13 protein-coding genes and 1 pseudogene are annotated in these 14,489 nt (G+C 34.4%); 12 read left to right on the top strand and 2 right to left on the bottom strand.

From position 1 onward, the window contains the following. Positions 1 to 472: 472 nt before the first annotated feature. Entirely contained in the window at positions 473 to 2,035 is a 1,563-nt protein-coding gene (locus tag PQ511_RS03950) for a hypothetical protein (protein WP_273850638.1), read from the bottom strand. 394 nt (positions 2,036 to 2,429) lie between these two features. On the opposite strand from PQ511_RS03950, the gene PQ511_RS03945 reads away from it, so the two are divergent. The 4 genes from PQ511_RS03945 (at position 2,430) to PQ511_RS03930 (ending at position 4,307) form a co-directional block, all read left to right on the top strand. Then, a complete protein-coding gene (locus PQ511_RS03945; protein WP_273850637.1) occupies positions 2,430 to 2,627 on the top strand; it encodes a hypothetical protein in 198 nt (65 codons plus the stop codon). Between the two features lie 113 nt (positions 2,628 to 2,740). Beyond that, positions 2,741 to 3,031, top strand: a complete 291-nt coding sequence (locus PQ511_RS03940) for a hypothetical protein (RefSeq protein WP_273850636.1) — start codon at positions 2,741 to 2,743, stop codon at positions 3,029 to 3,031. Between the two features lie 152 nt (positions 3,032 to 3,183). Beyond that, positions 3,184 to 3,513 (top strand): HIT domain-containing protein, encoded by a 330-nt coding sequence (locus PQ511_RS03935; RefSeq protein WP_273850635.1) that lies wholly within the window; start codon positions 3,184 to 3,186, stop codon positions 3,511 to 3,513. Positions 3,514 to 3,728: 215 nt separating this feature from the next. After that, on the top strand, positions 3,729 to 4,307 hold the full coding sequence (locus tag PQ511_RS03930) for a kinase (RefSeq protein WP_273851126.1): 579 nt from the start codon (positions 3,729 to 3,731) through the stop codon (positions 4,305 to 4,307). A 125-nt stretch (positions 4,308 to 4,432) separates the two neighbouring features. Here PQ511_RS03930 and PQ511_RS03925 read toward each other — a convergent pair whose 3' ends face one another. Further along, complete coding sequence (locus PQ511_RS03925) at positions 4,433 to 5,353, bottom strand: helix-turn-helix domain-containing protein (RefSeq protein ID WP_273850634.1); 921 nt, start codon at positions 5,351 to 5,353, stop codon at positions 4,433 to 4,435. A 208-nt stretch (positions 5,354 to 5,561) separates the two neighbouring features. Between PQ511_RS03925 and PQ511_RS03920 the strand changes: the two genes are divergently transcribed. The 8 genes and pseudogenes from PQ511_RS03920 (at position 5,562) to PQ511_RS03880 (ending at position 13,735) form a co-directional block, all read left to right on the top strand. Beyond that, positions 5,562 to 6,179 carry an HAD family hydrolase gene (locus PQ511_RS03920; RefSeq protein WP_273850633.1) on the top strand — a complete coding sequence of 206 codons (618 nt, stop codon included), beginning with the start codon at positions 5,562 to 5,564 and terminating at the stop codon, positions 6,177 to 6,179. A 59-nt stretch (positions 6,180 to 6,238) separates the two neighbouring features. Then, positions 6,239 to 6,702: pseudogene (locus tag PQ511_RS23700) on the top strand (GNAT family N-acetyltransferase). A gap of 56 nt (positions 6,703 to 6,758) precedes the next feature. Next, positions 6,759 to 7,307, top strand: a complete 549-nt coding sequence (locus PQ511_RS03905; RefSeq protein ID WP_273850630.1) for an AAA family ATPase — start codon at positions 6,759 to 6,761, stop codon at positions 7,305 to 7,307. A 119-nt stretch (positions 7,308 to 7,426) separates the two neighbouring features. Beyond that, the gene (locus tag PQ511_RS03900; RefSeq protein WP_273850629.1) at positions 7,427 to 8,785 is read left to right on the top strand and encodes a polysaccharide deacetylase family protein; all 1,359 of its coding nucleotides are present in this window, start codon (positions 7,427 to 7,429) and stop codon (positions 8,783 to 8,785) included. A 42-nt stretch (positions 8,786 to 8,827) separates the two neighbouring features. Beyond that, positions 8,828 to 9,826: an LCP family protein gene (locus tag PQ511_RS03895; RefSeq protein WP_273850628.1), complete on the top strand. Its 999-nt coding sequence runs from the start codon at positions 8,828 to 8,830 to the stop codon at positions 9,824 to 9,826. Between the two features lie 283 nt (positions 9,827 to 10,109). Then, positions 10,110 to 11,720, top strand: a complete 1,611-nt coding sequence (locus PQ511_RS03890) for a putative polysaccharide biosynthesis protein (protein ID WP_273850627.1) — start codon at positions 10,110 to 10,112, stop codon at positions 11,718 to 11,720. A 123-nt stretch (positions 11,721 to 11,843) separates the two neighbouring features. Further along, positions 11,844 to 12,617, top strand: coding sequence for a DUF2971 domain-containing protein (locus PQ511_RS03885; protein ID WP_273850626.1), 774 nt, complete (start codon positions 11,844 to 11,846; stop codon positions 12,615 to 12,617). Between the two features lie 299 nt (positions 12,618 to 12,916). After that, positions 12,917 to 13,735: a bacteriochlorophyll 4-vinyl reductase gene (locus PQ511_RS03880; protein WP_273850625.1), complete on the top strand. Its 819-nt coding sequence runs from the start codon at positions 12,917 to 12,919 to the stop codon at positions 13,733 to 13,735. The last annotated feature ends 754 nt before the right edge of the window (positions 13,736 to 14,489 follow it).

Genomic DNA, 14,489 nt, shown 5'->3' with positions numbered 1-14,489 from the left:
AGAGCATAAAGAAAAGGGAAATTGCATTTGAAAAATAAAAAAATCCAACGAATAATAAGAACCATAATTTTGGTGGTTTCTTTGTACTTTTTTCTAATAGAAAACGAGCTTTCATTGTTTATTGGAGGAATAGTAATAAGTACTATTTTTGAAGTCGTTTTTAAAAGTTCTAATAAAAGAAGATGATAATATTGAAGTTTGGATAAGAAATAAAGGAGTAAAGAAATTGAAAGATGAAAAAGTGTATGTAAACAAATGATCTTTAGTAATCTCGGAGCGATTGTTCAATAAAAAACATTTGCCTCTTCATTACTCTAGGTAGAGTAGTGTTCAATTTAATTCTTTTTCCCTATTATTAGTTCAGCAATTGTTAGTATTAAAGTGAACCATATTGCTTCAAAAATAAATTAAATGGTACAAGAATAAAATTCATTGCATAAAAAACCAGGTCTTGATAAAGACCTGGCCAACATTAGAAACGATAAGGACCGATTAAAAGTGTCACAATTAGCACATTCATTGCAATTGTGTAACTGAGCTTTGCAAGTAAATGATCCTTGCTAATACGAAACATTTTTATTATTAATACCGAAATGGCGCCAATCAGAAATGGAAGAATGTAAGAACTTCCGTCAAATATTAAATAATCTGGAGCAAACATATAAAAAACGTCATTCATTTGCATTTGTATAATAAATAATTGAGTAATAAAATATAAGCTAAGAGTGGTAACGAGAACCCACCTTTTCCCCTGTTCAATCGCATTGGTATTAAACATATACATAATCATAATAAAAATACCCGCAGGTGTTACCCAGACCATTGCAACCAACAGAGTCATAATACCCATAGCAAGAGCTAATCCTGTGTGAGAGAGAGCTGTTTTGATATCATCTTTATTGATTTCTTTACTACGAGCAATGCCATCTTTATCTGTAGTAATTCCCATTAAGCTATAATTCACTTTAGCGTCTTCGAGTGGTTGAGTTTCCTGCCAAAAAATCTTTCCATCTTCAAATTGGAATGGATTTGACGAACGATTTGCTGTCCGACTCAATTGATTGGCTTTCCATTTATTATCGTTAAGCGTTGCATTGAAAACATTTGTTTCAGTTTTAAAACTCGATACTCTTCCTTGGGCACTAAAAAGAATATTAACCTTTCCATCATTTTGGTAGATGTTTAAATAATTAGGATTTTCAATTCGTACGTTACTGCCTGCAGGATAAAAATTTGACGTTTTTGGTTTTTTCGTGTGTAACTTTGTAATTGTTCCTGATAAGTAATAAGGCGTATGGGCTTTCTCACTCACATCATAAATAGTATAGACAAGCTCCATATTCTCATCTTCAAGTATGTAGTCAAAATTAGTGAATCTTTGACTGATTTTTTCAGTTTCCATCGCAAACACTTCGTATGAACGATATTTTTCTTTTTCAGGAATTAATAATGTTCCATCAAAAGCCTGTTTTTCATTTGTGATTACTAATAGTGATTGATCTTCTAAAACGACACGATTTATCCTTTTATCGAAGTCTTTGACTTTAGATGTTTTCATACTCACTGGATTTATAGTAAATAGACTTTTATCTTTCCAGTAAACGACTGTATTCTTATTAGCCATGTACCCAGTAATATTATCATCGATTACAGTATCTTTATTATTGCTTTCAATGTAATGGTGGAGTTCATTTTTAGAATTAACATAGAGAAATTTCTTCCCATTTGTCCATATACTGAATTCTGGAGATGTATCAAGTTTTATTGATTGGTTTTCTAAAATTTTGTAATCATCATCTAAAGTTACGCTATTTATTCCTTCGTTGTTGCTTGTATAAAATGTCAAGGAATCCTCATTGTTCACTTGAAAAGGGACTGTTTTATCATCACTTTTTAAATTAAGATCGAATTCTCTACTCCAATCTTTAGAAACTGGTTCTTTTTCTAAACTAATGAAATGAACAAAAACTAAGCTTGTTAATATAATGCCAATTGATAGAAAAACCCATAGTATAGGCTTTCTAAATCTTTTCATAAATACCCTCCCTTTTATAACAATATTCAAAATTTACCATAAAATTATATTATTTACAATATTTTGGATAATATAAAGAGCGTAGGAAGGGGGATTAATTTAAAAACTAGGTGGTTTTGGGTATTTTATATGAAGTAAATACAATTTAAAACTAAAGGTAGTTTAGGAAACTATACTGCCAAGACAAGTCACAAGTCTACAATTATTTAAAATAACCTTATTAGATGAATTTCTATTTAATCTTCAACAATCTCGGAGCTTATCTTTAATAAGATAGGCTCTTTTTAGTGAAAAAGATGGATTTATCAGCTCTTATTTGAAATAATTGGTATTAAGCATTTTGATTAAAATTAGATGCTAATCGAACTACTTTATGCTCTAGGAGGATTATTATTTGAATACCAAAAAACTTGAATTGATCATCTTATTAACCCTGACCGTTGCAGTTCCGGTATGTACAATTCTACCGTACCTTGGAATAGTTCCGGACCTTTTACTATTCATTATCTTGCCAGTAGGAATTATCTTTTGCCTCATAGGGGTAATGGCTTCTGTTCTAAGGATACAAACCAGTGGTTGGAAACAATCATAACAAATATCAATGTTCCATTATCTCGGAGCAAAAGTTGAGTAATAATGTAACGTTTCAATTTTGGGAATCTGAAGGCGCTATCCAGTCATTTTAATAATAAAAGGAGGGGTAGAGTGGCAAAAAGAGTTAGAGATATTATGAAATATAGACAGATTTCACTAGCCGCTTTATTTCTCTCTTTAACCTTGAGCATTATAGGAAGTATTTTTGGGAGTTGGTGGCTGGCCATTCCAGGTACTTCTCTTTTAGTGATCTTCTTTATCATATCCTTTACTTTATGGAGATGTCCGGTTTGCAAAAGAAGATTGCCACTACGATTTGATATCGATCTTGATCTAAATGATGTGTATCGTTGTCCTTATTGCCAGACAAAATTTTTGGGTGGAGAAATAATAGAACAATGAAAGTACTTATTAAGTAATCTCGGAGCTTATTTTTAATAAGATAGGCTCCTTTTTAATTAAAGAAACAATAGATTTATTGATGATATTTTGAAATAATTGGTATTGTGTAATGAGAAGACGAGTGAATCAAATAGAGGAGGTAATTAATTATTATGACTGAAGATTTTTATTGTGATGAAGTATTGTGTGGTAAGACACAAGTAGAAAAAGTATTAGAAACAGAAAATGTACTAGCCTATCATCATACAAAGCCATTTTATCCAGTACATATTGTGGCTATACCAAAGAAACACATTTCATCTTTAATCACTTTAGAGGGAAGTGATGATGAATTAGTGCTTGAGCTACTTGGAGTAATCAGAAAAGTTGCTGCTATGGTCACTGAAGAAAAAGGAGCTTGTAGAGTGATTACCAATATTGGAGACTATCAAGATTCAAAGCACCTACATTGGCATATTGTCTCAGGTAAACCTTTAAGCTAGTTACTTAACAATCTCGGAGCGTTTGATGAAAAATAGATAAGCACTCAATAAGGTAATTTGTCCGGAATAAGATCTACATTTGTATGTACTAAAAATGATGAGAGGTAAGATAAAATATTCTTGCGATAGTATATTAAATGGTAATTGTTTCATATTCCTTTAAGTCAAAAAGAAGAAGTAAAATGAATCAATTGGAAAGGGTGAAATAGATGGAAATAAATTTATCGGAACTGATTTTATCAGTCCAATCTAATAGAAGATACATTCTGGGAATAGATGGGCTGAGTAGGTCTGGAAAAACAACGTTTGTCAAACAACTTCATGAGCTCCTTGATAAGGAAAAGATTGAATATTATTTATTTCATATCGATGATCATATCGTTGAAAGAAAAAGCCGTTATAATACCGGATTTGAAGAATGGTATGAGTATTTTAATCTCCAATGGGACGTTGAGTGGTTAAAGGAACATTTTTTTGAAAAACTTACATACTGCAATCAAATTGATCTCCCATATTATGATAATGATACAGATACACATGAATTCAGAACAATTGATTTGCCTAAGACAGGGTGGATTGTTATTGAAGGAGTTTTTCTCCAACGTAAGGAATGGAGGGACTATTTTGATAAAGTATTATTTTTGGACTGTCCTCGGGAAAAAAGGTTTATGCGTGAAACAGAAACTACTAAACGAAACAGAGAAAAATTCGAAAAGAGGTATTGGAAGGCCGAGGAATACTATGTTAACACGATTAAGCCATTAGACAATGCAGATGTCGTAATAAATACATAATTCAGAGCTATAGTAGCTAATACATTAATATAAGGTTTAAGATGGATAGACTTACTGAACATCCAGAGGTGGAATAATTCATAGAGAAGAGAGAAAAGGATCTGATCCTCTTCTCTTAATGTTTTCTATTTAGTTTGGCGATTGGAGGGTGAAACATCTCTACTGCCATAACCCTCAAGTTCTTTTAAGAAATATTGATCGATATGCTTTTTGAGCTCATCCTCATTTTGTAGATCGAAAATGGTATAGGCTTTGGAAAAGTACTGAATTGCGTTTTCTCTTCGACCTGTTTGAAAGTAATTGTATCCCAACTGAAAGTATAAATGACCAAAAAGGTACATGCTTTTTTTAGTGATGCAATCCTCAATACCATATGTACAAATTTTTATCGATGAATCATACTCTTTATTCTTATTTAGTGCTTTTGCGAAGTTATAGTAGATTCTAATCTTAATCGTTGTGTCTTTTTCGTATCGTAACCTCTCGTGTTCTTCTAATAAGCGTTGATAAAGATCAATGGCTGCTGCATACTCCTCCGTTAAGAGATAAATAACCCCTTTGCTATTTAAAATTTCGATTTCCCGTTCACTATAAAATTTACCTGTATGGGTTAATTTCAGAGCTTCATCTAACAAGTCGAGTGTATTCTTTGTATCGAGTTCCAAATGGTATTTACAAATGGCTGCATGCCACATGATAAATTGCCTGAAATCTAAATGGTGATGGTAAAGGGGATTTTTCTTTTCTGTTTTAACAATTTCATATACTTTTTGATAGTTTTGCTGGTTGATCGCTTCTCTTACCTGAATATAAACCTCTTCTACATAATCATGTCTTTCAATCAATGCCCTCTCAAAAAAGTAGTTAATATCTACTCCTAATCGGCTTGCGATTTCATACAAAGTTGGGGCAAGGGGATAGACATCACCTTTTTCGATCTTACTGATTTGAGCTTGTGAGCAAATTTTCTTACTAAGTTCTTTTTGTGAAAATCCTCTCATCTGCCGCAATGCTTTTATTTCGAGTCCTAGATTTGAGTACGTCATCTCATCATCCTCTGTAAAATATGCCTCGAGTTATATTGAGGTATGAATATAGAAGCAAACGTCATGTAGTGTCTCTTTTTACAATTATATACATAGTTGAGGTAGAAAGCATGATTCCGTTTCTTTTATTAGAATATTACGAAGCTGCTCTTATGCTGAAAGAATAAGAAGTTTTTCCATTAAGCGTTTTACTGGGAGAGATCACTATATGGATAGCATTATTTTTGACTTAGACGGCACCATCTGGGACCCGATTGATACTGTATTACTCGCATGGAATAGTCGTTTGAAAGAACACCCACAAGTTCATCGAGAACTCACAAGAACTGACTTTGAAGGAACGATGGGGTTACAAATGCAGGAGATTAGTTTAAAACTATTTCCTTATCTGTCTGAAGAGGTCAGAGAACAGGTGATAAGAGAGTGTTGCGAAGTTGAACAAGGATACATAGAAAAACACGGTGGTTCTCTTTTTCCTCAGGTAGAGACAGTATTGAAGAGACTATCAAACTCATACAAACTCTATATCGTCAGTAAATGCCAGGATGGATATATTGAATCATTCTATACGCATCACCAACTTGAGAACTACTTTCAAGACTTTGAAAACCCTGGGAGAACGGGACTTTCAAAAGGAGAAAATATTCAGCTGATTATAGAGAGAAACAATCTGACAACGCCTATTTATATAGGGGATACGGAAGGGGATCTAAAAGCAGCGAGGTACGCTAAAATTCCTTTTATTTATGCACAGTATGGTTTCGGAGAAGTATCGGAATACGATGATGTAATTGACTCGTTTCCTGCACTCTCAAAATTCTATTAATATCGCCTGGGAGAATTGGAAGGTGAGGAGGAAAAGTATTGTTGAATACTGAACGATGCATGCTAATCCCTCTTTCAATAGAGGACTATGCTGATATTAAACAACTATATGAAAATGAGCATGTTCGGGAATATATAGGCGGTCCTGTTGATGAAGTGGGTTATGGGAAGAGGTTTAATGAAATGATTCACTCTCAAAATGCAGCTTTGCATTGGACGATACGGTTACGAGAGACGGAAGCTTTTATAGGACTGGTTTTTCTCGATATGTATCATGATGAGCGTGATATCGAAATCGGAAATCAATTTTTACCGGACTATTGGGAAAAGGGTATGCTACAGAAGTCATTACGCACATCTTGAAATTTGGGATTGAAACACTAGGGTATTCTACCATAGTGGCGGAAACACAGTCTCAGAATAAAGCTTCCCGTCATGTGCTACAAAAAGCTGGCATGCAATTTGAAGAAGAGCTTGAACGATTTGGTCATAAGCAGTCTAAATTTAGATTAATAAATTCTTAGTAATTAGAAGAAACAAACTGAGAGAAATGAAACTTTAGTGATGAGGGGATCGTCTAATGATTATCATGGTAAACGGAGCATTTGGTGTTGGGAAAACTAGCGTTGCAGAAGCTTTATTAAATGAAATTGATAATAGTATGATTTATGATCCTGAAGTAATCGGATATATGCTGCGGCACATGATGCCAAAAGACATTCAGGCACAAGAAGCTCATACGGGTGATTTTCAAGATTTACAGCTTTGGCCGGAATTAACGGTCGAAACAGCAGCTCGTTTAATAAGTCGTTATCAAATAAACTTAATCGTTCCTATGACGCTTCGAAAACCTGATTATTTTCAATATATTTTTAATGGACTGAAAAAATGGGATGAAAACATCCATGCCTTTTGCTTAACAGCAAGTAAAGATACCATTCATCAGAGACTGTTGAATCGAGGAGAACAAGAAGGAGCCTGGTGTTTTCACCAGACGGATGCTTGTTTAGAGGCATTTGATCGATACGATTTAGGGACTTCCCTTTCGACTGAAAACGTAAGTGTTTCTGATATTGTTGAGACGATTACCAATCATGTAAATGATAATGCCAACAACCATAGGATTTAATAGTATGTTTGAATCTTAGGGTCTATCTATCGATAGACTCTTTTGTATATATGTCGAAATATAGGTTTTATAACGTGTCTGAACATTTTTCATAGATGAAATGAAAGAGGATCGATAATATGATGAAGAGGTTGCCATTCAAGCGAATCAAATGGCCCGGATGGGTTGTGCTTATTTTATTAGGACTTTTTATGGTAATTGGGATTGGCAAGTGGGTTGGAGATAGTAGCGCAAAGGAAGTTGATAAGGAAAATACCATTGAATTTGAGCAAGAGACTGACGAAACCGAGCGTTATACTATACTGGTTACCAAACCGATTATTGACAATCGGTCTCTTGAAAAAACGATTGAAGAGTGGATTGAAGAGCAGAAAGAAATGTTTTTCTCTGAAGTAGAATCTGAGAAAGATCAGCTTGGTTCGGGAAGTCGTGCTCACTTAACGATTCAAGCAGATGCAAAACTAGGAGCAAAAGATACAACAAGTTTAATCTTTAACGCCAATCATTTGGTAGATACGGGTTCTAGTGAAAATCACGTCAAAGTTTTTACGGTAGATGCTAATCATAACCGCCTAAAAATAAGCGATTTACTCACTTCCTATGGAAAAACGTTAGAGAATGTTCGTGCTACTTTGGAGAAGCAATTAAAACAAAACGATCAGTATAATAAGGAATTAATCGATCAAAGGCTCAGTGAATTATTGAGTGCGCCTGACTCATGGAATTGGTTGGCACATGAAGGTTCGCTTATCTTCTATATGGAGAAGTCTAACCTAACCGAAAACGGGGAGGGGCCAATTGAAATTAAACTTCCTTTAGAGGAAGAAAATACAGCTGCAACAGCAGAGCGCGAGCCACCTCTTCTTAAACCTGGAGAAAAGTATGTTGCACTGACTTTTGATGATGGACCTAATCCGAACGTCACTCCACGGGTTTTGAAGATACTAAAGCAACATCAAGCTAAAGCTACGTTTTTTATGTTAGGGAGTCAAGTAGAAAAGAACCCTTCTCTTGCTGCGCAAGTGGCTAGCGCTGGGCATGAAATTGGGAATCATACCGATCAACACATGAACTTAACGAAACTAGGGGAGTCCAGAATACAAAAGGAATTCCAAAGCTCCACACAAAAGATCCAGGATGCGACAGGGGAAGCACCTACACTTATCAGGCCGCCTTATGGAGCGATCAATTCAGAAGTTGAAGAAGTGGCAAGTCGCAATGGAGCTTCTCTTATTCTATGGTCCGTTGATTCATTGGATTGGAAAAGTAAGAATGTTGATGCGATCAATCAGGTCGTAAACAAGGAAGTTGTATCTGGATCGATCATCCTGTTACATGATGTGCATCCAACTACCGCCGATGCCTTACCACGGCTCCTAACTACCCTTGAAGATGAAGGCTATCACTTTTTAACAGTTTCTCAGTTGTTGGCGATGCAAGATCACTATAGTGCAGGAACCTATTATGGAAACACTTAAGTGAATACTGGTTTCACAATCCATAGAAAAAAGGAGAAAAAGATGAAAAATAGATTCACAGATCGGCGAAGAAAAAAGCGCAGGAAAAAAATCCTCATTGGTACTCTATCACTTTTCTTTATTGTCATTTGTATCGCGAGTTATTTAGGATTTCAAGTATATGATACGGCGAAGGAATCTTATAGTGAACTTGAACGGGATAACGATATGTCAGAATTAAGAGACACAAAAGTAAAAGTCGGAAATGAACCCATATCCATTTTGCTACTTGGAATTGAAGATTATTCCTCAGATGGAAAAGGCGGAAGAGCTGATACTCAAATTGTTATAACTCTTGATCCTAAGTCAAAAGAAGTAACGATGACAAGTATTCCTAGGGATACAAAAGTGCAAGTTCCGGTTGAAAAAGTTGGAAGTGAATACGCTGGGACTCATAAAATAAATGCTGCTTATACATATGGGTACCTTACCAATTATGGAGGCAAAAAGTTAGCCGTAGAAACAGTGGAAGATCTTTTGGAGATACCGATCGATAAGTATGTTGCTGTAAATTTTGAAGGATTTCATGACATTGTTGATGCAATTGGTGGAGTTAAGGTAGATGTGAAATATCCATTTTGGGAAAAGAACTTTTATTCAAATGATCGGATTTACTTTGATGAGGGAATAACCGAAATGAATGGGGAAGAAGCGCTCGCATTTGTAAGAATGAGGAAGCGTGATGTGAGCACCGTTTACTCAAGAGATGAACGTCAAAGACAATTTATTAAAGCTACGGTAGATGAGGTCAAGTCAGGAGACACACTATTTGAAATTAATAAGATTTCAGAGGTATTAAAAGATAACGTTGAGACTAATTTTAAACCAAGTGAAATACTTGCCCTGCAAAAAAAGTTTCCTACAATAAGTTCAACGTCTATTCAAACGAAGGAAATCAAGGGAACGACACCTGAAGTGCCAGGGCCTTCATACTTTATTCCAGACCTCAACAAGTTAGAATTTTTGAAGAAAGAGTTAAAAGATTCTTTGAAGTTATCGTGATAATGATCTAATGGTTATTAGAGAGTATTTGAAAATGAGGGTTTTCAAGGAAGAGAGTTTCTAATTATCTTGACTTCAAGTCTTCAACAATCTCGGAGCGAGAATTGAAAAATGAGAGTAATCTAACTGACCTATTGCATAAAGACGATTTCATAAGAGAAGTCGTCTTTTTTATGGTTTAATTTCTCTCAGTTATAATGGATAAATATGTTAATATGAAGTGATGGAAGAAATATATTATAGATAGCATAGCTCATACAGTAGAAATAATTGAGGTGTCTCAGTGGAAAGTAAATTTTTAAGGGGTACTTTTTTTCTAACGGCTGCAACCCTAATATCTAAGATTCTAGGCTTCATTTATATTATTCCATTTACTGCTCTTGTATCAACGCAGGGATACGTTTTATATAAATATGCCTACGGACCATATACAATTCTATTAAGCATTTCAACAATAGGTCTTCCCCTTGCCGTATCAAAATTTGTTTCGAAATATAATGAAGTAGGTAATTATCAAGTCGGATTGAGGCTTTTACGGTATGGAATGTATTTAATGGTCATGACTGGTACCATATCCTTCGTAGCTTTGTATTTAACGGCACCATTTTTAGCAAGATTAGTCATAGATCCTAATGATTCAACAGGTAATTCTATTGAGGATGTTCAGTTTGTCATTCGTCTTGTTAGTTTTGCTTTGTTAATAATTCCAGCTATGAGCGTTTTTAGGGGGTACTTTCAAGGTAACCAATCTATGGGTCCATCTGCACTAAGCACAGTCATCGAACAGGTGGTTAGGATTACTTTCATTTTGGCAGGTGCATATGTCACTATTCATGTACTTAAAAGCTCTATTACAAATGCAGTGGGCGTCGCTACCTTTGCTGCTTTTATAGGAGGATTAGCTGGATTTATCACATTGCTATTTGTCTTCTTTAAACGTAGAGATTTAATTAAGAAACAAAGAGATGAAAGTTTGAACAACGAGGACATGAACGTTCAATCGATGTTTAAAGAATTGATTGGTTATGCAATTCCTTTTGTAATTACTGGTCTTGCCATACCGATCTACCAGAATATTGATACCTTCATGATAAATAAGTTATTTCAATCGATTGGATACAATTTATATGAAGCTGAGACGATTAATTCCGTTATTGGTCTAGCTCAAATTCTCGTTATGGTTCCTGTATCATTAGCGACAGCATTTGGTATGTCTTTAATCCCAGGGATAACCTCTGCATTTAATAGTGGAAGGATGTTAGAGGTACATAACAAAATTTCTCAAACCATACAAATTCTAATTTTCTTTACACTGCCGGCTGCTATGGGTTTATGTATTCTAGGAAGACCAATTTATATAATGGTGTTTGGACTAGAAAATAGCCCTGACATAGGCGGAGGCATACTGGAATGGTACTCTTTGGCCGCAGTTGTTTTTGCTTTGTACACGGTAACGGCTGCTATTATGCAAGGGATTAATCAGCAAAAGAAATTAATCATAGGTATACTCATAGGCGTTGGTTTAAAGGTGCTTTTAAACTATCTACTTGTGCCATATTTAGATGAAGTAGGGCCCATATTAGCAACCTATATTGGTTTCACAACGTCGATTACATATAACGTATATATGATCAAGAATACCATTCACTTTAAGATTCTACCTTTACTTAAAACATTGAGAAGCGTTTTATTGTTAGTAGTCTTAATGTCCCTGATTGTATGGGGGACGGAAGTTCTCTGTGAGATATGGTTACCAGAAGCTTTCAGTTTATATTCTCGTGCTCTTCTTACTTCGGCTATATCTATATGTACAGGATTGCTTGTTTATTTAGGTATTGGTTCGAAACTAACTTTAGCAAAAGGTATATTAAATAGGAAATCTAAAAATTATTAATATCAGCATATTTAAATAAAGGTTCCATTAAAAGTTGCATTTCTCTTATTTCAGAAAGTCAAAGCAATGTAACAAGAGGTATTGGTCTCTAATAAATTAGTACGTAATAAACAGGAGGAAAAAATGTCTAAAATTTATAGATTTATAAGTTTTGAGTCCTTTGTTGATATGATAATGAAACAATCATTAACTTTTGTACATCCTACTCTTTGGGATGATCCATATGAGTTAAATTTAATTGAATCTAAATTAAAAAAAACGACCGATTCTGCCGATTCAATATCTACAAAACATGCTTTAGAGACTATACTTCAACAAATTATAACGAATAAGTTATATTGTCAATCTTGGACAAAAATAAATGAGAGCGATGCTTTATGGAGAATTTATAATAATAATAACACTTCAGTACGTATTGAAATTGACTTAAATGACATTTCAAAACTTGAAAATGTTGAAGATTTAGAAGTAGAGTATGTGGAAGATCTGAATGAGATAGTAGAAAAAGACTCCTTTTATGATTTAATTAAAATCAAAAGAAAAGCGTTCTCACATGAAAGTGAAATTAGACTTGTAACTCATTATAAGTTTAATGGGACCGAAGACGCTCAAGAATACGTAAAAGACTATTTAAAGCTAAGCGGAGACTCCTGGTTATATAAGGATATTGCAATTGAAGAAATTTCTACTGAAGTAAAAAGAATCATATCAAAGTTAAATTTAAATCTAAAGGATAAAACATTTCAGGTTTACTACGGACATATTGATAATTTTATTAACTCAGTTATGCTTAATCCCTTTGCACCAGAGTGGTTTAATAAAACCTTGAAAATGTTTTGTGAACAGAATGGAATCAATTACCTTGGCAAGTCTGAATTGTACAGGATAAATAAGTAGTAGGCACACAAGTAAATATCTTGAAACAGAGTCTTCCACAATCTCGGAGCTTATCTTAAATAAGATAGGCTCCTTTTATTTGGGAAATAGGTAGATTTATCAACGTTATTTTGAAATAATTGGATTTGACATGTTGGCTGAAGTCGTAAGATAACTGAACATTTTAAGCGCAAATCCATTTTGGAGGTCACGATGAATTTTAAAATCCCTGCTCCACCGTTCTTCGTCGAATAAATTACTTAAAATGAGTAATATGGAAAAATATTATTACCTCCAAATTGAAGAGAGAAGGTATACATATGGCAAATAAACTTAAAAAGAAGCAAATTGACTTAACCTCACTAATTGATCAAACTTTAAAAGTGCCGACCGTAAAAGTTGACCGAAAAGACTTTTTAACGAAAAGATTTGCTGATCGAGTATCTAAGGAAAAGTTGAATCAAATTTTAGCATTAGGACCATACAAAGCTGGGATTAATAGATCTGAGCTCGATAATGTTGCAAAAGCTGTAATTCATAAAAGATCATTAAAAAGTGCTGGGCTTGGATTTGCTACAGGTGTTCCAGGTGGATTAGCAATGGCGGGGACAATTCCGGCAGACTTATATCAATTTTTTGGAAATTCGGTGGTTTTAGCCCAAGAATTGGCTTATTTATATGGGCATGATGACTTATGGCTTGATGAACATACCGATATGGAAGAAGCTCGAAATGAAATAATCATGTTTTTAGGTGTTATGTTTAGCGTTGCAGGAACAGCAAATGCCTTAAAGTTTATTTCGAACGGATTATCGAAACAATTGCTAAAAAAGTTACCGCAAAAAGCTCTTACAAAAACGCTTTACTACCCTATAATTAAGAAATCTCTTTTATACATTGGGATAAAAGTGAATAAAGATGTATTTGCTAAGGGCGTCGCAAAAGTTGTACCAGTACTAGGAGGAGCAGTTGGGGGAACCTTAACCTATATAAGTATGCGGCCAATGGGTAACAGGCTGTATAAAGCACTATCTGAAGCATTAGTGCTATCTGAAGAAGGCTTATATGATGAATATAAGGCTATGAAAGAATACTTCCCAGATATTATTGATATAGATTTTTCGGACATAGATAATTAAGACGATCCTGAAGGGGGTAGCGCAGGAAAATGAGAATTTACAACGCTAAGTATCAAATACCTTTACCAGTGTTTCCTCAGGTCATATGGATTTTAATGTTCTAACACCATCTTTTATTTACTTTAGCTCGAAACTAGGTCTTCATGAATAGGGGCAACTCAAGAATATTGAATTGAGTCCATTGTTCTATTAAATCGGTGCTTATCTGTAATAAGATAGGCTTCTATTTATGTAAAAAAAGATGGATTTATTAGCACTATTTTGAAATAATTGGATCTAAGAGTGTTAACTAAGATTAGTAGCTAATAAATGTATTGTATTGCTTTAGGAGGATTTTCGTTTGAATACCAAAAAACTAGATTTGATTATCTTATTAACCCTGACCGTTGCAGTTCCGGTATGTACAATTCTACCGTACCTTGGAATAATTCCAGATCTTATACTATTCTTCATCTTTCCAGTAGGAATTACCTTTTGCCTCATAGGAATAATGGCTTCTGTTTTAAGGATACAAACCAGTGGTTGGAAACAATCATAACAAATATCAATGTACTGTAATCTCAGAGCGATAATCTAGAGAGGTTTGCGCTCATTTTAACTGTATTACAGGGGACTTTAGTAAAGGACCTAATTTCATTATTGCGGGGGAAGTGCTGGTGAAAATAATTAGAATAATTTTGGCAACTATTGTAGTTTCTCTATCTATTTATGGTTTGATAAGTGGAACAGCTGAAATTATATTGCCTTATTTAAT

The sequence above is a fragment of the Guptibacillus spartinae genome, assembly GCF_028610625.1.
Taxonomy (GTDB): domain Bacteria; phylum Bacillota; class Bacilli; order Bacillales; family Guptibacillaceae; genus Guptibacillus; species Guptibacillus spartinae.
The sequence above is the reverse complement of the archived record's forward strand: the minus strand, read 5'-3'. Positions and strand labels throughout refer to the sequence as shown.

Excerpts from the sequence above, each read along its gene's own strand:
- PQ511_RS03880 (WP_273850625.1), top strand. The coding sequence starts at position 12,917 with ATGGCAAATAAACTTAAAAAGAAGCAAATTGACTTAACCTCACTAATT.
- PQ511_RS03925 (WP_273850634.1), bottom strand. The coding sequence starts at position 5,353 with ATGACGTACTCAAATCTAGGACTCGAAATAAAAGCATTGCGGCAGATG.
- PQ511_RS03900 (WP_273850629.1), top strand. The coding sequence starts at position 7,427 with ATGATGAAGAGGTTGCCATTCAAGCGAATCAAATGGCCCGGATGGGTT.
- PQ511_RS03935 (WP_273850635.1), top strand. The coding sequence starts at position 3,184 with ATGACTGAAGATTTTTATTGTGATGAAGTATTGTGTGGTAAGACACAA.
- PQ511_RS03885 (WP_273850626.1), top strand. The coding sequence starts at position 11,844 with ATGTCTAAAATTTATAGATTTATAAGTTTTGAGTCCTTTGTTGATATG.
- PQ511_RS03920 (WP_273850633.1), top strand. The coding sequence starts at position 5,562 with ATGGATAGCATTATTTTTGACTTAGACGGCACCATCTGGGACCCGATT.
- PQ511_RS03950 (WP_273850638.1), bottom strand. The coding sequence starts at position 2,035 with ATGAAAAGATTTAGAAAGCCTATACTATGGGTTTTTCTATCAATTGGC.
- PQ511_RS03895 (WP_273850628.1), top strand. The coding sequence starts at position 8,828 with ATGAAAAATAGATTCACAGATCGGCGAAGAAAAAAGCGCAGGAAAAAA.
- PQ511_RS03905 (WP_273850630.1), top strand. The coding sequence starts at position 6,759 with ATGATTATCATGGTAAACGGAGCATTTGGTGTTGGGAAAACTAGCGTT.